This window comes from Mycobacterium sp. SMC-2, from assembly GCF_025263485.1.
In the GTDB taxonomy this organism is placed as follows: Bacteria; Actinomycetota; Actinomycetes; order Mycobacteriales; family Mycobacteriaceae; genus Mycobacterium.
Genome location: NZ_CP079863.1, coordinates 5,335,716 through 5,355,402 on the forward strand (window position 1 = coordinate 5,335,716; position 19,687 = coordinate 5,355,402).

Annotated in this window: 21 protein-coding genes and 3 pseudogenes; 17 read left to right on the top strand and 7 right to left on the bottom strand. The window is 65.6% G+C overall.

What is annotated here, in order from left to right:
- Positions 1-7: 7 nt before the first annotated feature.
- From KXD96_RS25035 to KXD96_RS25065, 7 genes are all read left to right on the top strand, one after another.
- Entirely contained in the window at positions 8-709 is a 702-nt protein-coding gene (locus KXD96_RS25035) for an SDR family NAD(P)-dependent oxidoreductase (RefSeq protein ID WP_260741237.1), read from the top strand.
- A gap of 49 nt (positions 710-758) precedes the next feature.
- Positions 759-1,634, top strand: coding sequence for a mycofactocin-coupled SDR family oxidoreductase (locus tag KXD96_RS25040; RefSeq protein WP_260741240.1), 876 nt, complete (start codon positions 759-761; stop codon positions 1,632-1,634).
- Between the two features lie 37 nt (positions 1,635-1,671).
- The gene (locus tag KXD96_RS25045; RefSeq protein WP_260741243.1) at positions 1,672-1,866 is read left to right on the top strand and encodes a ferredoxin; all 195 of its coding nucleotides are present in this window, start codon (positions 1,672-1,674) and stop codon (positions 1,864-1,866) included.
- Between the two features lie 21 nt (positions 1,867-1,887).
- On the top strand, positions 1,888-3,252 hold the full coding sequence (locus KXD96_RS25050; RefSeq protein WP_260741246.1) for a cytochrome P450: 1,365 nt from the start codon (positions 1,888-1,890) through the stop codon (positions 3,250-3,252).
- A gap of 108 nt (positions 3,253-3,360) precedes the next feature.
- A complete protein-coding gene (locus KXD96_RS25055) occupies positions 3,361-3,807 on the top strand; it encodes a hypothetical protein (RefSeq protein ID WP_260741249.1) in 447 nt (148 codons plus the stop codon).
- A 50-nt stretch (positions 3,808-3,857) separates the two neighbouring features.
- Positions 3,858-4,712, top strand: coding sequence for a hypothetical protein (locus KXD96_RS25060; RefSeq protein ID WP_260741251.1), 855 nt, complete (start codon positions 3,858-3,860; stop codon positions 4,710-4,712).
- Positions 4,709-5,281, top strand: a complete 573-nt coding sequence (locus KXD96_RS25065; RefSeq protein WP_260741254.1) for a hypothetical protein — start codon at positions 4,709-4,711, stop codon at positions 5,279-5,281. Before KXD96_RS25060 ends, KXD96_RS25065 begins: the two co-directional genes overlap by 4 nt.
- 24 nt (positions 5,282-5,305) lie before the next feature.
- Here the strand turns inward: KXD96_RS25065 and KXD96_RS25070 are convergent, their stop codons facing one another.
- The 5 genes from KXD96_RS25070 to KXD96_RS25090 all read right to left on the bottom strand — a co-directional run bounded on the left by KXD96_RS25070 (position 5,306) and on the right by KXD96_RS25090 (position 11,152).
- On the bottom strand, positions 5,306-6,481 hold the full coding sequence (locus KXD96_RS25070; RefSeq protein ID WP_260741256.1) for an acyl-CoA dehydrogenase family protein: 1,176 nt from the start codon (positions 6,479-6,481) through the stop codon (positions 5,306-5,308).
- Complete coding sequence (locus KXD96_RS25075; RefSeq protein ID WP_260741260.1) at positions 6,465-7,463, bottom strand: acyl-CoA dehydrogenase family protein; 999 nt, start codon at positions 7,461-7,463, stop codon at positions 6,465-6,467. Before KXD96_RS25075 ends, KXD96_RS25070 begins: the two co-directional genes overlap by 17 nt.
- Positions 7,464-7,666: 203 nt before the next feature.
- A complete protein-coding gene (locus KXD96_RS25080) occupies positions 7,667-9,064 on the bottom strand; it encodes an acyl-CoA reductase (RefSeq protein ID WP_260741262.1) in 1,398 nt (465 codons plus the stop codon).
- Positions 9,061-10,407: a hypothetical protein gene (locus KXD96_RS25085; protein WP_260741264.1), complete on the bottom strand. Its 1,347-nt coding sequence runs from the start codon at positions 10,405-10,407 to the stop codon at positions 9,061-9,063. Before KXD96_RS25085 ends, KXD96_RS25080 begins: the two co-directional genes overlap by 4 nt.
- An 82-nt stretch (positions 10,408-10,489) precedes the next feature.
- Complete coding sequence (locus KXD96_RS25090) at positions 10,490-11,152, bottom strand: TetR/AcrR family transcriptional regulator (RefSeq protein ID WP_313901597.1); 663 nt, start codon at positions 11,150-11,152, stop codon at positions 10,490-10,492.
- Between the two features lie 135 nt (positions 11,153-11,287).
- On the opposite strand from KXD96_RS25090, the pseudogene KXD96_RS25100 reads away from it, so the two are divergent.
- The 8 genes and pseudogenes from KXD96_RS25100 to KXD96_RS25135 all read left to right on the top strand — a co-directional run bounded on the left by KXD96_RS25100 (position 11,288) and on the right by KXD96_RS25135 (position 17,447).
- Positions 11,288-11,928: pseudogene (locus KXD96_RS25100) on the top strand (aldehyde dehydrogenase family protein).
- A pseudogene (locus KXD96_RS25105) lies at positions 11,822-12,130 on the top strand (aldehyde dehydrogenase family protein); the annotation flags it as partial. The pseudogenes KXD96_RS25100 and KXD96_RS25105, both read left to right, overlap by 107 nt.
- Positions 12,131-12,379: 249 nt before the next feature.
- Positions 12,380-12,760, top strand: coding sequence for a carboxymuconolactone decarboxylase family protein (locus KXD96_RS25110; RefSeq protein ID WP_260741271.1), 381 nt, complete (start codon positions 12,380-12,382; stop codon positions 12,758-12,760).
- 3 nt (positions 12,761-12,763) lie between these two features.
- A complete protein-coding gene (locus tag KXD96_RS25115) occupies positions 12,764-13,657 on the top strand; it encodes an NAD(P)-dependent oxidoreductase (protein WP_260741273.1) in 894 nt (297 codons plus the stop codon).
- Between the two features lie 229 nt (positions 13,658-13,886).
- Positions 13,887-14,978: an amidohydrolase family protein gene (locus tag KXD96_RS25120; RefSeq protein ID WP_260741274.1), complete on the top strand. Its 1,092-nt coding sequence runs from the start codon at positions 13,887-13,889 to the stop codon at positions 14,976-14,978.
- 29 nt (positions 14,979-15,007) lie between these two features.
- On the top strand, positions 15,008-16,153 hold the full coding sequence (locus tag KXD96_RS25125) for an amidohydrolase family protein (RefSeq protein WP_260741278.1): 1,146 nt from the start codon (positions 15,008-15,010) through the stop codon (positions 16,151-16,153).
- 1 nt (position 16,154) lies between these two features.
- A complete protein-coding gene (locus KXD96_RS25130) occupies positions 16,155-16,565 on the top strand; it encodes a Rieske 2Fe-2S domain-containing protein (protein WP_260741279.1) in 411 nt (136 codons plus the stop codon).
- Positions 16,566-16,580: 15 nt separating this feature from the next.
- The gene (locus KXD96_RS25135) at positions 16,581-17,447 is read left to right on the top strand and encodes an alpha/beta fold hydrolase (RefSeq protein WP_260741282.1); all 867 of its coding nucleotides are present in this window, start codon (positions 16,581-16,583) and stop codon (positions 17,445-17,447) included.
- Positions 17,448-17,452: 5 nt separating this feature from the next.
- Here KXD96_RS25135 and KXD96_RS25140 read toward each other — a convergent pair whose 3' ends face one another.
- On the bottom strand, positions 17,453-17,926 hold the full coding sequence (locus KXD96_RS25140; protein WP_260741286.1) for a hypothetical protein: 474 nt from the start codon (positions 17,924-17,926) through the stop codon (positions 17,453-17,455).
- A 36-nt stretch (positions 17,927-17,962) separates the two neighbouring features.
- On the opposite strand from KXD96_RS25140, the gene KXD96_RS25145 reads away from it, so the two are divergent.
- Together KXD96_RS25145 and KXD96_RS25150 are read left to right on the top strand one after the other, a co-directional pair.
- Positions 17,963-19,270, top strand: a complete 1,308-nt coding sequence (locus KXD96_RS25145; RefSeq protein ID WP_260741287.1) for an NADH-ubiquinone oxidoreductase-F iron-sulfur binding region domain-containing protein — start codon at positions 17,963-17,965, stop codon at positions 19,268-19,270.
- Entirely contained in the window at positions 19,267-19,563 is a 297-nt protein-coding gene (locus KXD96_RS25150; RefSeq protein WP_260741289.1) for a ferredoxin, read from the top strand. Before KXD96_RS25145 ends, KXD96_RS25150 begins: the two co-directional genes overlap by 4 nt.
- Here the strand turns inward: KXD96_RS25150 and KXD96_RS25155 are convergent.
- A pseudogene (locus tag KXD96_RS25155) lies at positions 19,564-19,677 on the bottom strand (LLM class F420-dependent oxidoreductase); the annotation flags it as partial.
- Between the last annotated feature and the right edge of the window lie 10 nt (positions 19,678-19,687).

Genomic DNA, 19,687 nt, shown 5'->3' on the forward strand with positions numbered 1-19,687 from the left:
CCTCAACGTGAAGACTGCGGTGGTCACCGGTGGCGGGTCCGGCATCGGTCTTGCCGTCGCGCAACGCCTGCGCGCCGACGGCCTGGACGTCGCCACCATCGACCTCCGACCGTCCGACGACGATTACTCGTTCACCGCGGACGTCACCGACCGATCGCAGGTGGATGACGCCTTCGCGGCCATCCGCACGAAGCTCGGACCGGTCACCGTTCTCGTCAACGCCGCGGGCCTGGACGGATTCAAGCGCTTCAACAACATCACGTTCGAGGATTGGCAGCGGGTGATCGACGTCAATCTCAACGGGGTCTTCCACACCATCCAGGCGGTGTTGCCCGACATGATCGAGGCGCAGTGGGGACGCATCGTCAACATCTCTTCGTCGAGCACGCATTCCGGCGCGCCCTATATGAGTCATTACGTGGCGGCCAAGTCCGCGGTCAACGGGCTCACCAAATCCCTGGCACTCGAGTACGGCCCCGCCGGCATCACCGTCAACGCGGTGCCGCCGGGGTTCATCGACACCCCGATGTTGCGCGCAGCGGAGAAGAACGGATTCCTGGGCGACATCGACGAGACCATCGCGCGGACGCCGGTGCGACGGATGGGTAAGCCGGAAGACATCGCGGCGGCATGCGCCTTCCTGGTGTCCGAAGAGGCCGGCTACATCACCGGTCAGATATTGGGCGTCAATGGCGGTCGCAACACCTGAGCCGTCACGACGCTCGGTGGTCTACGGCAACCAATCGGAAGGGGAAGCGGTGGGAGACGGCGCACACGGGCGCGTTGCGGGCAAGGTCGCCTTCGTCACCGGCGCGGCACGCGGCCAGGGCCGCAGCCACGCGGTGCGACTGGCCGAGGAAGGCGCCGACATCATCGCCGTCGACCTGTGCTGCGACGTCGACACCATCGGCTACCCGATGGCCGCGCCCGAGGATCTCGACGAGACGGCCCGGCTCGTCGAGAAGACCGGTCAAGCCGTGGTCACCGCCCGAGCCGATGTGCGCGACGCCGCGCAACTGCAAGCCGCGCTCGACACGGGGCTCGCCGAATTCGGCAAGCTCGACATCGTGGTCGCCCAGGCCGGCGTCGCCGGCATGAAGGGCCAGCCGCCGCTGCGGGCGTGGTGCGACGTCATCAACACCAACCTGATCGGCACCATCAACGCCATTCAGGTCGCACTGCCGCACCTGGGCGCCGGCGCCTCGATCATCGCCACCGGATCCACTGCTGCGCTGATGGACACCGCCAAGAAAGACAACCCCGGCAACGACCCCGGAGGCATGGCCTACATCCACTCCAAGCGGGCGTTGTCGCACTACGTCCACGACTTGGCAACCGAACTCGCCCCGCTGGGTGTCCGCGCCAATGTCATCCATCCGACCAATACGAACACCCCGATGCTGCAAAGCGAGCCGATGTATCGCTCGTTCCGGCCGGACCTCGAACAGCCCACCCGGGTGGACGCCGAGCCGGTCTTCGGCGTGCAACAGGCGATGAAGATTCCCTATGTCGAACCGGAAGACATCAGCAACGCCGTGCTGTGGCTGGCCTCCGACGAGGCCAGGTATGTCACCGGCATGCAGTTGCGTGTCGACGCCGGCGGCTATCTGAAGTGGTACGACTACGGCAACTAACTTTCAGCCCGCAAGGAACCGTCGCAAGGAGACAACCGTGAAGGTCTGGGTCGATCCAGAACGCTGCCAGGGTCACACTCTGTGCTCGATGATCGCGCCGGATTCGTTCGAGCTCAGCGACATCGACGGGACGTCGTCGGCCATCGACGAAGTGGTGCCGGCCGATAAGGAGGACCAGGTTCGCGAGGCCGCACGGTCCTGTCCGGAGCAAGCCATCATCATCACCGAGTGAAACACCAAAGGAGACAGTACTTTGAGTGTCGACGACGCCATCAGCGACAGTGATCGTAAAAAGCATCGGTATCACTTCGACCGGCACACCGCCGAGTACCGCACGCGGTTCAACGCGATCACTCAGGAGATGCACGCCAAGTGCCCCATGGCGTGGAGCGATACCTACGGCGGCCATTGGGTCGCCGCGGGCAGCCACGAGGTGTTCGAGCTCGCCCGCTGCCCGGCCGTGTCGAACGATCACGACGTCAACAACGAACGCCGTGGCTACAAGGGCATTTCGATCCCGACGGCCAGCCGCATCAACGGTGTGCGCGGCGGCATCCTGGAGATGGACGACCCCGAGCACCGTATTTACCGCAACGTGCTCAACCCCTACCTGTCGCCGGCCGCGGTCAAACGGTGGGAGCCGTTCGTCGCCGACGTGACGCGCGCCTGCCTCGACGAGAAGATCGAGACAGGCAAGATCGACTTTGTCGACGATCTGGCCAACGTCGTGCCGGCCGTCCTGACGCTGGCACTCATGGGCATTCCGCTGAAGAACTGGCAGATGTACAGCGAGCCAACCCATGCGGCCATCTACACACCCGAGCACTCCCCCGACATCCAGCGCGTCACCGAGATGCACCGGCAGATGGGGCTCGACCTCGTCAACAACATGATCGAGATCCGCAACAACCCACGGCCTGGCCTCGTCAATGCCCTGCTCGAGATGCGGATCGACGGTGAGCCCGCTCCCGATCTGGAAATTCTGGGGAACCTTGGATTGGTCATCGGTGGTGGCTTCGACACCACCACAGCCCTGACCGCCCACTCACTGGAATGGCTTTCGCAGCACCCCGATCAACGCGAGCTGCTCAGCAAGCAACGCGACACCATGCTCGACCCCGCGACGGAGGAATTCCTGCGGTACTTCACCCCGGCACCCGGCGATGGCAGGACCTTCTCCGACGACGTCGAACTCGATGGCACCCAGTTCAAAGAGGGTGAGCGGTTGTGGATTTCGTGGGCCATGGCCAACCGAGACCCGTCGGTGTTCCAGGACCCGGATGAGATCATCCTCGACCGTAAAGGGAACCGGCACTTCAGCTTTGGCCTGGGTGTCCACCGGTGCATCGGATCGAACGTGGCACGCACGGTGTTCAAATCGATGCTGACCGCGGTGCTTGACCGGATGCCCGACTACGTATGCGATCCCGAGGGCACCGTCCACTACGAGACCATCGGCGTCATTCAGGGCATGCGCAAGCTGCCGGCCACCTTCACCCCCGGCCGAAAGATCGGGGCCGGTCTGGACGAGACGCTGGAGAAACTGCAACGCATCTGTGACGAGCAGGAGCTCGCCCGGCCCATCACCGAACGCAAGGAATCCGCCGTTATCGAGTGAGGGGCGCCGGGCCGGGGTCGCGCCACGTACCTGAAGCGGGCCGTTGACTGCCGCAATTTTTACGAGTAGGCCCGTTCAGCGTGACGGCGCCCTATATTTGGGCCAGAGATGGGAGAGGCATCGGTGAAGACTTTCGCAGTGAGCCTTGCGCTTGCCATGGCCGCGCTGACTCTTGAGCCGACCGCCCACGCGGACATTCAGGTTGGCAACTACCGGCTGGACACCAACCGCGACCCTGGCCACAGCTGGATTTGGGCGATTCGGCCGTGCAGATATGACAGGGGGCCGGAATGCCTAACCATCCAAGCGATTCCGCAACCCAACGGGCAAGCGGCATTCTGGACTGCAGACGCCCACCTGTCCAACGGCCGCTACACCATGGCCGTCGACGTGCCCGACGGTGTGCGCTGCGTGGTCCAGTTCTTTCCATCGCACGACGTTTACTCGTGGGATCCGGCGACAATGGCGGGTCAGGTCGACTCCACATACGACACTGGCTGCGGGGGCGGACCCGGGGGCACCGATACTTACCCGTTCTCGCTCGTGCGATGGTAACCGCGTGACGCAGAGTCAACCGATCATGAAAGCGACGGGCAGTAAGCGCGATGGCTGAGGCGAAGGAACCGACGCAGGATTCGGCTCCATCGAAAGCCGACACGATGGCCCTGATCGCCGAAGCCGAGGCCGAGGCGGCCGAGGCCGAAGCGCTGGCCGCCGCGGCGCGCGCCCGAGCCCGTGCCGCCCGGCTCCGGCGGGAGGCACAGGCCCAAGCTGAGGCAGAGGCTGGGGCCGAGGCGAAAGCCGCTGAAGAAGCCCCGGACGCCGACGAGGCGACGACCGACGCCGACGAGGAAGCGACCGACGCCGACGTCACCGAAACCGTCGAAGCAGCCGACGAAGCGGAGACCGAGGAAGAAGCCCCCGAAGACGCGGAGTCGGAATCCGAGCCGGGCCGCTCCCGGCGGCGCCTGCGGTTGCCGTCGTTGTCCGTGACGTGGAAGGCGGCCGTCATCATCCTCATCTGCGCCTTCGCCGGGGCCAGCGGATACATGGTCTGGCAACATCACGAAACCACCGAGCGCAACGAGCGCGTCGCGAACTTCGTCGCGGGGGCCAGACAGGGTGTCATCAACATGTTTTCCTTGGACTTCAACAGAGCCAAGGAAGACGTCCAGCGCGTGATCGACAGCTCGACCGGCCAGTTCAGGGACGACTTCCAGCAACGCGCGAAAGACTTCACGACCGTTGTTGAGCAGTCCAAGGTGGTCACCCAGGGATCCGTGAATGCGGCGGCCGTGCAATCCATCGATGGGAATTCCGCGTTGGTACTCGTCGCGGCGTCGTCACGGATCTCCAACGCCGCGGGCGCCAAAGACGAACCACGCAACTGGCGGCTCAAGGTGACCGTCACAAACGACGGCGGGCAATACAAGATGTCCAAACTGGAGTTCGTTCCATGAGCGAGGACAACCGCGGCACCGACGTCGTCGACGACTCTCCCGAACAGACCGAACACGCCGCGCCCAGCGCGGCTCGCACCCGGCGCAAGGTGAAAGTCGTTCCCATTGTTCTGATCTTGCTGCTGCTGATTTCCGCTGGCGCGGCGACGTGGCTGTACTTCAAGCAGTACCGGCCGGACAAACAAACCGACGCCAGCGTCGCCAGCGCGGTCATCAATGCGGCGTCCGAAGGAACGGTCGCGTTGCTGTCCTACTCGCCAGATTCGCTCGACAAGGACTTCGCCGCCGCAAAGTCGCACCTTTCTGGAGATTTCCTGTCGTACTACAACCAGTTCACCGAGCAGATCGTCGCTCCGGCGGCCAAACAAAAGTCGCTGAAAACCAACGCTCGGGTGTTGGGGGCCGCGGTCTCGGAGTTGCGTCCGGGTTCGGCTGTCGTGCTGGTGCTGGTCGACCAGAGCACCACGAGCAAGGACAACCCCGACCCCATGATGGCTTCCAGCAGCGTGCTGGTGAGCGTGACCCGAGTCAACGGCCAGTGGCTCATCACCAAATTCGACCCGGTCTAGCGACTCGCGCTGACGCCGCGGGCCTCAGCCGCGTGGGAGACCGAGCACCCGCTGGGCGATGATGTTGCGCTGGATTTCCGAGGTGCCCCCGGCGATCGTCCCGGAGAAGCTGCGGGCGTAGCGCTCGAACCAACTGGCGAAATAGTGGTCGAGATTCATGTGCGCGTACGGCCCGGTCAAGCCCGGGTGAACCAGGCCGCCGGAGCCCGCCGACGTCAGCGCGAGCTCCATGCCACGCAGCTCGGCCTCGGACCCGAGCAGCTTGAGCACGGAAATCGCCGCGACGTCATCCTCGCCGCGCGAGGCGCGGGCCAAGGCCGCCGAACCCAGCAGGCGCAGCGCCTGCTTGTCCATGATCGTGCTGGCGTACTGGTCGCGCTCGACCTCGTTGCTGGGGCGGAAGTCGTCGATCAGGTTGTCGAGTCGATCGGCGAAACCCAGCCACATCATCGTGCGTTCGTGCCCGAGCGATCCGTTGGCCACCCGCCAGCCCTGGTCAAGCTCCCCGACCAGGTTCGCCGCCGGCACCCGCACGTCGGTGAAGAACACCTCGTTGAAATCCAGGTCGTCGGCGCCGCAGATCGACGGGAACGGCCGGCGCACGAGGCCCGGGGTGTCGGTGGGGATGATCAGCGCGCTGATTCCCTTGTGCTTCGGCGCATCTGGGTTGGTGCGCACGAAGGTCAGCAAGACGTCGGCATCGTGGGCGCCCGACGTCCATACCTTCTGCCCGTTGACCACGAAGTGATCGCCGTCCCGCACCGCCCGAGTGCGCAGGGACGCCAGGTCGGAACCCGCGCTCGGCTCGCTCATTCCCAGTGAAGCGGTGATCTCGGCCCGCAGGATCGGCACCGCCCAGCGCCGCTTCTGTTCGTCGCTGCCAAACGACAACAGCGACGCCGCAACGATATTCACGCCCTGCGGGTTGAAGCTGTGGTAGATCCGACGACGGCTGAGTTCCTCGAGATAGACGAACTGCTGAATGACCGTCGCGTTGCGGCCGCCGAATTCCGGTGGCTGGCTCGGCAGCAGCCAGCCGTTGTCGAACAGCAGCCGCTGCCAGTCGCGGGCCCACTGCGGCATGTGCGAAACCGATCGCGGGCGCTCGAGCGTTTCGCTTGCGGCAGGCAGATTCTCGTCGAGGAACGCCGAGAACTCGGCCCGGAACTCCTCGACGTCGGAATCAAAAGTCAGCTGCACGGTATTCCTCCGCGATCCGCGCCCGGTGCTCGGCGGCGCCCCCCAGCATCAGCTCACCCGCCTTGGCCCGTTTCAGCGCGAACTGCAGATCGTTCTCCCACGTGAATCCCATGGCGCCATGGAGCTGTAGGCCGTGCCGGAACGCCAGCGACTGACACTCCCCCGCCGACGCCTTGGCCATCGCCGCCGCCAGCCGGCGCCGGGGATCGTCGGCGGCGATCGTCAGCGCGGCGAAGTACCCCAGCGCCCGGGCCCGCTCCACCGCGACGTGCACGTCGGCGGCCTTGTGCTGGACGGCCTGGAACGAGCCGATCGGCACCCCGAATTGCTGGCGGCTGCGGACGTGTTCGAGCACCAGATCGAGAATGCGCTGGCAGGCGCCGACCATCGTGATGGCCATGCCGGTCAGCGCCATGTGGTGCGCGCGTTCGGCGTCAACGGTCAGCCGGCCGCTGTCGGGCACCCGGACCTCCGCGAACGACAGATCCGCGACGTGCAGCACGGGGTCGAACACCGCGGCGCGTCGGGCCGACACCTGGTTGGCCGCGACGAGGAACACCCCGGCGTCGGTCACCACGGCCAGGCGGTCGACACGGTCGCCGTCGAGGACATAGCGGGCCGTACCGTCCAACAGCCAACCCTCGGCGTCCCGGTGCGCCACGACCCCGGTGTACACGGCGGTCCCCGACTCGTGCGGGTCGAAGTGCTCGCCCGCCAGCGGGGCGAACTGGCTCATCGTCGCCAGGAATGGGGTGGGGTCGGTCGCGCGCCCCAACTCTTCGAGCACAATGGCCAGCTCGACGGCGCTGTCGGGATCGTTCAGCTCCGTCCAGCCCTGATCCACGTACGACTTCCACAGTGGGCTGGGATCGACGCCGTCCTCGGCAACGCTGCGCACCAGCGAGGCCGGGCACTGCTTGGCGACGGCGTCGCGAACGGTCTTCTGCCAAAGCCTCTGATCGGCATCGAACTCCAACAGCATGAAGGCCGCCTCCTGTCATCACCGCCGACGCGAGAATATCATTCTCGCATACGGAAGTAATAATCTCAGAAACTGGCTATCGGGTGACCCAAGGGAACACACGGGCTCCCAGGGTGGCTGAACGATCGCCACCCGTTCGTCGCCGGGCCGATCCCAGCCTTCTGATGCGACCCAGCGCGCTGCGGGTGGCCTGACGGATCTAGCTATCGAAGGACGATGTCGTCGTCGCCCATCCACTGCACGAATCGTTGCAGCGGATACATCGCGTCGTGCGGGCTCCCCAGGACATGCGCGTTCGCGGTCCCCAGGCGGCACAGCCGTTGTGCCCCGTGGCTGGCCAACCGGTCCCGTAGTTGCTCCTTGCGCTCGGATGTATAGACGCCAACGGTTTGGGTAGCGACGTTGACATAGCGCACCGCATCGTCCAGGGATTCGACCATCACGACGTTGGACGTCTTATTGGTGGGCTGGAACTCCACCGGCCGATCCGACAAGATCACCAAGCCGCGGCCGTCGAAACCACCCCAGACCATAAGGTCACCCATGGCTTCCATCACCTGGATCTCTTCGCGCATTTCCGCCGGCGGCGGCGGGCCCACCGCGGAGGCGAATTCCCGGTCCACGGCCAGCCGCTCGGCCAGTGCGGCGCACAACGATTCGACCTGCGCCCGTTCGCCTTCCACGAATGCGAAGCGGCTGGCCAGGCAGGCCTCCTGGTTGAAGACCGTGGTGTCGGCCGCAAGCAGATCGGCGACTTCGGCGATGCGGTCCTCGGACTCGAACGCCTCGCGCCCGATCATCGAGATCGAGGATTTGGGGTCGAACGATATCAACTGGATTCCGGGTCCGAGATATTGGATCACGTTGTTGATCGCATCGCCGCCACCCCAGGCGACGATCTTGTCGACATACTGCGGCCGGTAAAGGGTGCGCTCGATCGCGGTGTCGCCGCCCTGCCAGTAGACTGCCGACATCGACCGTACCACAGGATGTTTCGGGTCGATCTCCGCCATGGTGCGCAGCACCGCCACCGTGGTGAACGGGTCACTCGACGGCATCTTGAAAAGGTTGACCGCCTTCACCAGGGCGCCCTGGGCGATCGACGCCACGCATCCCGACGGCGCATTGCCCGCCAGCATGTGCACGATGCGCGACGGAAAGGCCCGCACCGCAACCTTGTTGCCGTATACGTCGACGCGCTCGACCCATCGGTCCAAAGCGTCACGACTGGCGAAGTTCGAATCGACCATGCTCTCCAGCAGTGGCCTCGTCAGGTACATCGGGGCCTGGCGATACAGGTTTTCCACCACGCGCCGCGGCAGCGGATTGGTTGCCGCGATCAGCTCCAGGCATTGCTGCAGATGCGGGTTGCGATCAAGGTGCAGGCGCTCGCCCGTTTCGGCCAGGAAGTCGATGATCTCCGTGAGCTTGACGTCCAGCAGCGGTGGCAGCTGCGATCGCGGCATAATTAGCGCATCGAGATCAATTGCGGGAGTGACGAAGTCGGCACCGAGATCACGTGAGCGGTGACGGGTGGCCTCGCCTTCCACCAATGCCCCATGGACGAAATGGGGTGCCTTCAGTGTGTCGGCGGACGTCACGAAACGCCTCGCACGTAGGCGTCGATGCTGCCGGCGCAGGTGATTTTGTCGCCTCCCGGCAGGTCGGCATAGCGCGCGATCTCGCGGCCCACCGTCGGACCCTGATGGCCGCACTCACACGGACCGAAGCTGACGCTGACTTGGTCCCCACTGATCACCCCGCCCCAGCGGCCTTCGATCGACGCGTCGAAAAACGCTGCCCGCGCTTCGATCTCGCCGGAGCCCAGGTCCAGCAATTGTTCGCCGGTGCTATCGAGGGGCAACATGATCACCCAAGGCGAAACGTGGTATCGACCACCGTGGCAGAGCGGGAACGTCGCGTTGATCTCGCGCATGCTGTACGCGTGATAGAGCCGCTCTTCGGCGACGTTGAACGTCTCGAGCACATATTCGCGGTAGTTATCCGGCAGCACAGCACCTTTGAGCCCACCCGCAACCATCATGGCATTGTTTGGGCTGAAATCCGCACCGCCGTGCCCCTTGGCCCGGATGCCTTCCGCGATCTGATACAGGGTGGCGAACATGCCGGTTGCCAGCAGCGGCAGCGTACGCGCTTCGATCACCGCGTCGATCGCCTTCTTCGCCGAGGCGTCCATGTCGGCGACTCGCTGACTGGCGACGCGTTCGAACTCCGCGATTTCACTGGGACGCGCGGTGCCGTCCGCCAGCTTGCGCCGCAGTGTGATCATGTCGACCATCGACCCGACAGTGATCGGCTCGCCCTCGCCGAATTGGTACGGCGGGTATCGCGAGGAGAAGCAATCGACCATGGCCTGACGGATCGCATCTTCGCGCGGGGCGGCGAATTGCGGCCCAAGGCCCAGGAATTTGCGGTCCTCCCCCCGGGTGAGGCCGGTGGCCCACAGCAGTGCCTCGATGTTGATCCGCGCCGACAGTTCGATATCGCCCTCGGTGCATGACAGCATGGCCGGCTTTCCGGTGGTTCCGCTCGAACACGACAGGTAATGACCGACGGCCTCCAGTCGCTTGATCCAGTCATCGAGCGTGTGCAGCCCGACGGTGTCCAGGCCGTCCACATTGCGGGTGGAGACGGCCGCCAGCCACTTGCCCATCCGGTCCCACTGGCCCTCGTTCAGCCAACCTTCCGCGTACGTCTTGTAGGTGGTGTGGGCGAACAGCAGCGGTATCAAATCAGCGGGCTGTTTGATCTTTTTGATCCCGCCCGCTTGCGCGCGGTTGGCCAACAGCGGAATACCTTGCGCCTGGGCCTGCAGCCGCTCGTTGGCCGCCTGCAGCTGCACGGGAAGCAGTTCGGCGGGCGCAATATCGAAGCAGTCATCGGCACCCACCAACCCAACCAGTCGCTCTACCGCAGATGGCATCCGGCACTCCTTTGGATTGATGCGGGTCCGCCAGCTAAGTAAACACCACCGTATATTAAATGGTCTAGACAGGACGGCCGGTTCAGCCGCGGACGAGTACGCCGTGCAGGAAAAGGTCGACAGCGTGCTGCAAGTGGCGCTCTTCCTCCTCCGGACTGCGGTAGATTCCGCAGTCCGCGAGTCGAGCGGGTAGATGCTCGACCAGCGCGATGAAGTGACCGGCGGCCATTTCGAGATCAGCGACCTCGATCGTCCCGGCCTCTCGGTGGCGACGAAGTAGGTCCATCACCTGCCGGTGACGTGGCGACCAGGTCATCGAGTGTGCGCTGACGGCGAATTCGGGAAACCGGGCCGATTCGTTCATCGCGATCCGCTTCAGGCGCACGATGTCGGGGTCGGTCGCGCGGGCGAGACCCGCCCGGCCGATGGTGACCAACGAGGCCCGCAAGTCACCATCCTGCGGTTCGCTGGTGACATCACGTTCGGCCCTACGGGTGAGCGCCCAGGGAATGACGTCGAGGAAGACCGCACGTTTGTCGGGATAGCGGGCGTAGAGGGTGCGCCGGGTGATGCCGGCCGCTTTGGCGATGGCGTCCATGCTGGTGCCGTCATAGCCATACTTGACGAACGTCGCGACGGCCGCCTTGCGCAGCTTTTGCTGCAGTTTCTTCGCCTGGGCCTGCGTCGGCCGTCCGCGCCGGCTTGTGGTGACCACGGCATAGAGTATGACAGCAGAAATATACATTAGCGTGTAGATAACGGCCGGGGCGACGGAAGAGGCACCGTGACCATCACACAGTCATTCATCGACGGCGAATCGGTGGCCTCCGCGGACACGTACGACAACATCGACCCGGCCACTGGACGCGTCCTCGGGGCGGTGGCGCGCGGCGGCGACAACGAGGTGGATCGTGCCGTCGAGGCGGCCCGAGCGGCGTCCAAACGGTGGCGGGAGGCGTCGCCGGAAGCGCGGGCGACCCTGTTGACGCGGATCGCCGATCTTATCGAGCACAATCGCGAGCGGTTGGCCCGGCTGGAGAGCGAGGACACCGGTAACCCCTCACCCAGGCGCGCGCCGATCCCACCGTGGCCGCGCGTTACTTCCGCTTCTACGGCCACGCCATTGACTCGTACGGCGGCCAAACCATTCCGCTCACAACGGATCTGCATGCGTACACCCGACGGGAGCCGTTCGGGGTCACCGGCCACATCATCGCCTGGAATTACCCGATGCAGCAGCTGCTCGCCCGCGCCGCCGCTCCCGCCATCGCGGTGGGCAACTGTGCGATGGCGAAACCCGCAGACGAAACCCCCAGGACGGCAGTCGAATTGGCCGCCATCGCGGCGCAGGCCGGGCCTACCCCCCGGGGTCTTCAACGTGGTGACCGGAATCGGCGCCGAAGCCGGTGCGGCCCTGGCGGCGCATCCCGGTGTCGACCACTTGGGCTTTGTGGGTTCGACTCAGATCGGGTCGGTGGTTGCCCATGCCGCGGCCGATCGGGTGGTGCCCGCGACGCTTGAGCTGGGCGGCAAATCTCCGCAAGTCGTTTTCCCCGATGCGGATCTGGCCCGTGCCGCGGAGTCGATCGCGAAGGCGATCCTGCAGAAGGCCGGTCAAACATGCTCGGCCGGCTCGCGCCTACTGGTGCACGACGCGATTCATGACACCCTGGTCGAGCGCGTCCGTCGGCTTCTGTCGTCGGCCACGATCGGGCCAGGAGTCGAGGACCACGACCTAGGGCCGCTGATCTCCCGGAAGCAGCAGCACAGGGTGCGATCCATGCGCGCACCGACTGGCGGCACGGATCCGCGCCGGCCAGGTCTACGTGAACACTTATGGGGCCGGGGGTGGAGTGGAATTGCCGTTCGGCGGTTTCAAGAGATCCGGCTATGGCCGCGAGAAAGGGTATGAAGCTCTCGACACAATCGGCCCCACAAAACGGTCGTCGTACGCCTTTGAAGGAGAACAGCATTGGATCGCGAAACATATCAGCGGGGCCTGCAAATCCGTTCCGCCGTACTGGGTGAAGAGTACGTCAACCGGGCGCTGGCCGACGCGGACGACTTCACCCGGCCCCTGCAGGACCTCGTCACCGAATACTGCTGGGGAGCCGTGTGGGGGCGCGAGGAGCTTCCGCGGAAGACGCGCAGCATGCTCAACCTGGCGATGATCTCGGTGCTGGACCGGCCGAACGAATTGCGCACGCACGTCAAGGCGGCGCTGACCAACGGCGTCACCCGCGAGGAGATCCGCGAGATCTTTCTGCAGGTGGCCATCTACGCGGGCGTGCCGGCCGCCGTCGACAGCTTCCGCGTCGCGCGCGAGGCATTCGCCGAACCGGAGCGGGACTAGGGCATGGAGGTCGGATTCATCGGCTTGGGGAACATGGGTTTCCCCATGGCGCGCCGCCTGATTCACCAACACCATGACGTCGTCGCCTTCGACACGCGCGACGCGGCGCTCGAGCGCATCGTCGCCCTGGGGGCGCGGCCCGCGTCATCGCCGAAAGAGGTCGCCGACCGTACCGAAACGGTCATGGCCAGCCTGCCAACGCCGACCGCCTCGCTCGAGGTGGCGACCGGTCCGGCGGGGGTGATCGAGGGCGCGCGGGTCAAGCGCTATGTCGACTTGTCCACCGTCGGCAGTCGTACGGCGACCCAGATCCATGACCGACTCGCCGATCGGGACATCGCGGCAATCGACAGCCCGGTCAGCGGCGGGGTCGGCGGGGCCGAGCGGGGCGCGCTCGCGGTCATGGTGTCCGGCCCGCGCGCTGAGTTCGACGTCATTCGACCCGCGCTCGAAACCATCGGCCGGCCCTTCTACGTCGGAGCCAAACCCGGCTCGGCGCAGACCATGAAGCTGGCCAACAACATCCTGGCGGCCAATGTCCTGGCCGCGACCGCCGAGGTCGTCGTGATGGGCGTCAAGGCCGGACTGGACCCAGGCGTGATGATCGAGGTGCTCAACGCCGGCTCCGGCGCGACGAGCGCCAGCCGGGACAAGTTCCCCCGCGCGATCCTCCCCCGGACGTTCGATTACGGGTTCGCCACCGGGCTAATGGTCAAAGACGTGCGCCTGTACCTCGACGAAGCGGAAGCGCTCGGCGTGCCGACGGAGGTCGCCGCAACCATCGGCCGAATCTGGGAGGCCACCGCGGCGGATCAGGGCCCCGATTCGGACTTCACCGCGGTGATCAAACCGCTGGAGAACGCCGCGGGCGTGACGGTCGGCCGATCCCCCGCCTAGCCGGTCGCCGCCCTCCCCGATAGGGGCCGATGGCACTTATCCACAGGCCGGAGAATGGTATTATCCAGTTTTAAGAACGATACTGGCGGCTAGGCCCGCAATAAGTCGCCTACCAGCATGGATGAATAATCGATACGCTTACCGGAAACCCGTTGAACAAAATGTTAGATTGGCTATCATATGAGCTCGGACGGCTCGCTCCGGCCGCTGGAGCCGAAGGACGGCAACCGTGATCGAACACGCTGACGGGACAAGCACACCGCTGATCGACGCGAGCGTGCATATCTTCTTCCCGTCCAACAAAGCGTTGCGGAGCGTCCTGCGGGAGCCGTTCAAGAGCCGCGGGTTCCCCGACTACGAGATGGACTGGTACGGCGCCCCGGGCGGTGAGTACGCGCCCAACACCGAGGGCCCGGACGGCCAGTATCCCGGATCCGATCCGGAATTCGTTGCCCACGAACTCTTTTCCAAGCGCGGGGTGGATGTGGCGGTCCTGCACCCGATGGGCCGCGGGATCATGCCCGACCGGCACCTGGGCAGCGCGCTGCACGCGGCGCACAACGAGATGATGGTGTCGGACTGGCTGGAGTCCCGCGAGTTCGGTGAGCGATTTCGCGGCACCATCCGGGTGAACCCGGACGACATCGCCGGCGCGCTTCGGGAGATCGAGAAGTGGCGTGGGCATCCGCGCGTGGTCCAGATCGGCGTACCGCTGCAAACCCGCGAGCTCTATGGCAAACCGCAGTTCTGGCCGCTGTGGGAGGCCGCAGTCGACGCGGGCCTGCCCGTCGCCCCGCACATCGAGGTCGGCTCGGGCATCGCATTTGCGCCCACGCCGTCCGGGAACACCCGCACCTACGAGCAGTACGTCAGCTTCATGGCGCTGAACTACATCTATCACCTGATGAACATGATCGCCGAGGGGGTGTTCGAGCGCTTCGACGGCCTGAAGTTCGTCTGGGGCGACGGCGCCGCGGACTTCGTGACGCCGTTCATCTGGCGCATGGACACGTTCGGCCGGCCGCACCTGGAGCAGACGCCGTGGGCGCCGCGGATCCCCAGCGACTACCTGCCCGGTCACGTCTATTTCGTTCAGGGCAGCCTGGACGGCCCCGGTGATGTCGAGTTCGCCGGCGAATGGTTCGGCTTCACCGGCAAGGACGACATGGTGATGTTCGGCTCCAGCTATCCGCACTGGCAGTGCGGCGATATCAGGAAGCTGCCCAGCGCGCTCTCCGCCGAGCAGCGCGAGAAGGTGTGCTGGCGCAATGCGGCGCAGCTCTACGGCATAGACATCCCCGCCGGGGTGGGCGCACAGTAGAAGTACGACGTGAGACTGAGGAGTTTCAGATGACGTTGACTCATTCGCAGGAGCGGCTTCCCGCTGCCGAGCGCATAGCCGTCCGGTGCGTCGACTCGGATGTCCACCCGTCGCCCAAGCGCGGCGAGCTTGTCCCGTACATCCCCGAACCCTGGCGCAGCAAGTACTTCCTCACTCGCCATATCGGTGAGCAGATCTACTACGACGCCCCGGACTACGCGCACAGTTACGCGATGCGGGTGGACACCTTCCCCCCCAACGGCGAATTCCCCTGCAGCGACCCGGATATGGCATTTCGCCAGCTGATCATGGAGGCGGGCTCCGACATCGCGATCCTGGAACCCGCCGCCTACCCGGCTCGCCTGCCCGAAGCGCAGCACGCGATGGCGGTCGCGTTGAACGACTGGCAGGCCAATCACTGGCTGGACAGCCACAACAACTGGCACGAGCGGTGGCGTGGTTCGATCTGCGCCGCCATCGAGGAGCCGGAAGCGTCCGTGCGCGAGATCGAACGCTGGGCCGGGCACCCCTACATGGCCCAGATTCTGATCAAGGCCGAGCCGCGGCCGTCGTGGGGCCACCCGAAGTACGACCCGATCTGGGCCGCGGCGACCAAGCACGACATCACCGTCAGCTGCCACCTGTCACGCAGCCATTTCGAGGAGCTGCCGATCCCGCCGGTGGGATTCCCCAGCTACAACCACGACTTCATGGTCACCTACTCGCTGCTGGCGGCCAATCAGGTGATGAGCCTGATCTTCGACGGCGTGTTCGACCGGTTCCCGACGCTGCGGATCGTGTTCGTCGAGCACGCGTTCACCTGGATCCTGCCGCTGATGTGGCGCATGGATGCGATCTACGAGGCGCGCAAGTCCTGGGTGGACATCAAGCGCAAGCCGTCGGAGTACGTCAAGGACCACATCAAGTTCACCACCCAGCCGCTGGACTACCCCGAGGACAAGACCGAGCTGACCCGGGCGCTGGAATGGATGGAGTGCGAGAAGATCCTGCTCTTCTCGTCGGACTACCCGCACTGGACGTTCGACGACCCGCGCTGGCTGGTGAAGCACCTTCCCAAGGCGGCCCGCGACGCGGTGATGTACAAGAACGGCATCGCGACCTACCACCTGCCCGAGACCGTTCCGGTCCTCGAGGGTCAGACCCGGGTGCTCTGAGTTGACCCGCGAAGACAATGGGGCAGCCAAGCTGCCCGAACCCCGTCTCGCCCAGGGCCGCGAGCATGTCGTTGCAACCGTGGATGAGATACCTCCCGGCAAGCACAAGCTGGTCCCCATCGGGCGGCATGGTGTTGGGGTCTACAACGTCAACGGCAGCTTTTATGCGATCGCGAATTACTGCCCGCACCAAGGCGGTCCGCTGTGCTCGGGCCGCGCGAGGGGGCGCACGATCGTCGACGAGACGGCTGCGGGTGACTCGGTGATGGTGCGCGACCTGGAGTTCATCTATTGCCCCTGGCACCAATGGGGTTTCGAGCTGGCGACCGGGACGACCGCGGTCAAGCCGGAATGGAGCATCCGCACCTATCCGGTGCGCGTCGTCGGCAACGACGTTCTGGTGCAGGCCTAGTCACAGGAGAATCGGGTGCCTTCTATCGAGATCAACGGGGGAAACGTTGTCTACGAAATCCTCGGTGAGTCGGGCGATCTCATCGCGTTGACGCCGGGTGGCCGGTTCAGCAAGGAGATCGAGGGCCTGCGCCCACTGGCCGATGCGCTCGCCGCCGGCGGCTACCGCGTCTTGCTGTGGGACCGGCCCAATTGCGGCGCCTCCGATGTGCAGTTCTACGGGCAGAGCGAATCCCACATGCGCGCCGAGACGCTGCACAAGCTGGTGACCGGGCTGGGCTTCGAGCGTTGCATCCTTGCCGGCGGCTCCGGCGGCGCAAGGGATTCCATGCTCACCACGATGCTCTACCCCGAGATGGTCACCAAGCTCGTGGTGTGGAACATCGTCGGCGGCATCTACGGCACCTTTGTGCTGGGCTCCTTCTACATCATCCCCAGCATTCTCGCGGTGCGGGGCACCGGCATGGAGGGTGTGGTGAAGGTGCAGGAATGGCGCGACCGCATCGAGGAGAACCCGAACAACAAGCAGCGGTTCCTCGACTTCGACAAAGACGAGTTCCTCAAGGTCATGCTGCGCTGGCTCAACGCGTTCGTGTCCAAGCCGGGGCAGACGATCCCCGGCGTGGAGGACGAGATGTTCGACCGGATCAAGGTTCCCACGTTGATCATTCGGGGCGGCGAGAACGACATGGATCACCCGAAGCGGACGTCGCTCGAGGTCAGCTGCCTGATCAAGGGATCGAAGCTCATCGATCCGCCGTGGCCGGAGGACGCGTGGGAGCGTGCCGCCGAGGACCGCGCGGCGGGGCGGGTTCAGCACTTCAACATGTTCGACACGTGGGTGCAGGCCGCGCCCGCGATTCTCGAGTTCCTGGGCTCGTGATGTCCCTACACGGTGCGAATGTGAACCTCGCAGTTAAGCGACGCCTCCAGCGCGGTATGGATTCGACTCTCCGGAATGCGTTCGAGGTCCTTCTCCCGGAGTGTCACGTGCACGATGTCGAAACCGTCGTCGCCCGGGGTCCGCTCGATGTCGCCGGTGAGCCCGAACCCGGACAGCACACCGTGAGCGTCATCGTCGGTTCCCCGGCTGATGAAGGTGACGACGCCCGGAACCGGGGAGCCGCCGAACGCTTTGGCGCAGAGGTCTATCGCGACGCTCCTGGCCGCGTCGCCGCTTTCGGCGGCGATCAGCAATTCGACTTCACGGCGGGCGACGGGCATGGCCGCGAGGTCGTTCTCGACCACGCCGGCGCCCGCCTGTGCGGCGAGCTCGAGGAGCGCTGCCATGCCGTCTCGTAGCCGCGCCGGCGTGGACACGCGCTCCGGGTCGACATTGACGCGCACCACCGCAGTTCGCATGTGCGCAAGCCTAACCAAGACGATGGCAGGCCAACCGTGAGCACCGCGCAATCCACCACCATCACCACCGCCAGCTTCCCCGGCCATGAAACCCGGCTGCTGTTCGAACGAGCCGGGCAGGGGCGCGAGGACCTCGCGGCGTATCGGAACCTCGGCGGATACCGCCCGCTTGCCGACTCCGATGGATTGCTCAGCGAGGTGGAAACCAGCGGGCTGGTCGGCCGCGGCGGTGCGGCCTTCCCGCTCGCGGTCAAGTTGCGTACGGTGCGCGATAACGGGCGCCTCGCCGACGGGGCCGTGGTCGTCGCGAATGGCGAAGAGGGAGAACCGGCTTCGGTCAAGGACCGATGGCTGCTGCGCAACCGCCCCCACCTGATCCTGGACGGGCTCAGGTTGGCCGCGGCGATGGTGGGCGCCGAGCGCGCATACGTCTATGTGTCCGACCCGGAAGCGGCACACAGTGTCGGGGCCGCGCTCGGCGAACTCGATCCCGCCGCCCTCGGCAATGTGACGGTCGAAATGTCAACCGTGCAGCCCGGATATGTGGCCGGCGAGGAAACCGCCGCCGTCCGCGCCATCAACGGCGGCCCGGCCAAGCCGACGGACAAGCCCCCACGCCCGTTCGAATCCGGTGTGGATGAGCGGCCGACGTTGGTGAGCAATGTCGAGACGCTGGCCAATCTGCCTTTCCTGCAGCGCCACGGCTCGGCGGCGTTCCGCTCGCAGGGTACGTCGCTGTCCCCGGGCACCTTCCTGGCCACCATCACCGGGGCGGGCCGGACACCCGTCCTCTACGAACTCCCGCTCGGCTTGCCATTCACTGAACTTCTTGCCCTGCATGGTGTTTCGCCGGACCATGTGCGTGGAGCGCTGATGGGCGGCTATTTCGCCGGTCTGCTCAACCGCTCCGTGCTGGAGACAACTCTGGACCACGAGACGATGCGGCGACTCGGCAGTGGTTTGGGCTGCGGCGCGATCTCGGTGATCACCGACGACTGCCCCGTCGCCGTCGCGGCGTCGGTGCTGGCCTACTTCGACCGTGAAAACGCCGGGCAATGCGGCTCGTGCTTCAACGGGACGGCGGCGATGGCGGCCGTCGCGTGTGCGCTGCGCGACGACGCCGCGACGGCTGAAGACGTCCAACGGCTGCGCCGTTGGTCGGTGCTGCTGCGGGGGCGCGGCGCCTGTGCGACGCTGGACGCCGCCACGAATGTGGCCGCCAGCTTGCTCGCTCAGTTCCCGGGCGAAGTCACCGCGCATCTCGATGGCACGTGCCCGGACTGCGCCCGCGGAGCGTTCCGCGCCGACCGTCCCTACGAGGCGGAAACGGTGAGGCTCGCATGAAAATTCGCTTGGACCGCACTATTTGCGACGGCTTCGGTATCTGCGCCAAGTACGCGCCCGGATACTTCTCGCTGGACGACTGGGGCTATGCGTCCCTCATCGGCGACGGCACCGTGGCGGAGTCGGATCGCGACGCGGTCATGCGCGCGCTGATGGACTGTCCGGTGCACGCCATCGCGGAGATCGGGGAACGCACCTCCCCGGCCCCCCACCCGCCGCTCACCGACGTGGAGGACCCGGCCGAGCACCTCAAAACCGAAGAGAACGAGGCGGAGTGGGGATTCACCCGCTGATCACAAAGCGGCACTGAGCGACGAGAGGAACTCCTGGGCCCGACGTCGCGACGCGGCGCGTTCGGTTGCGTCCTTGCCCAGGGGGACGATTCGCGCCGCGAGATCCGTGCACCCGCATCGCGGC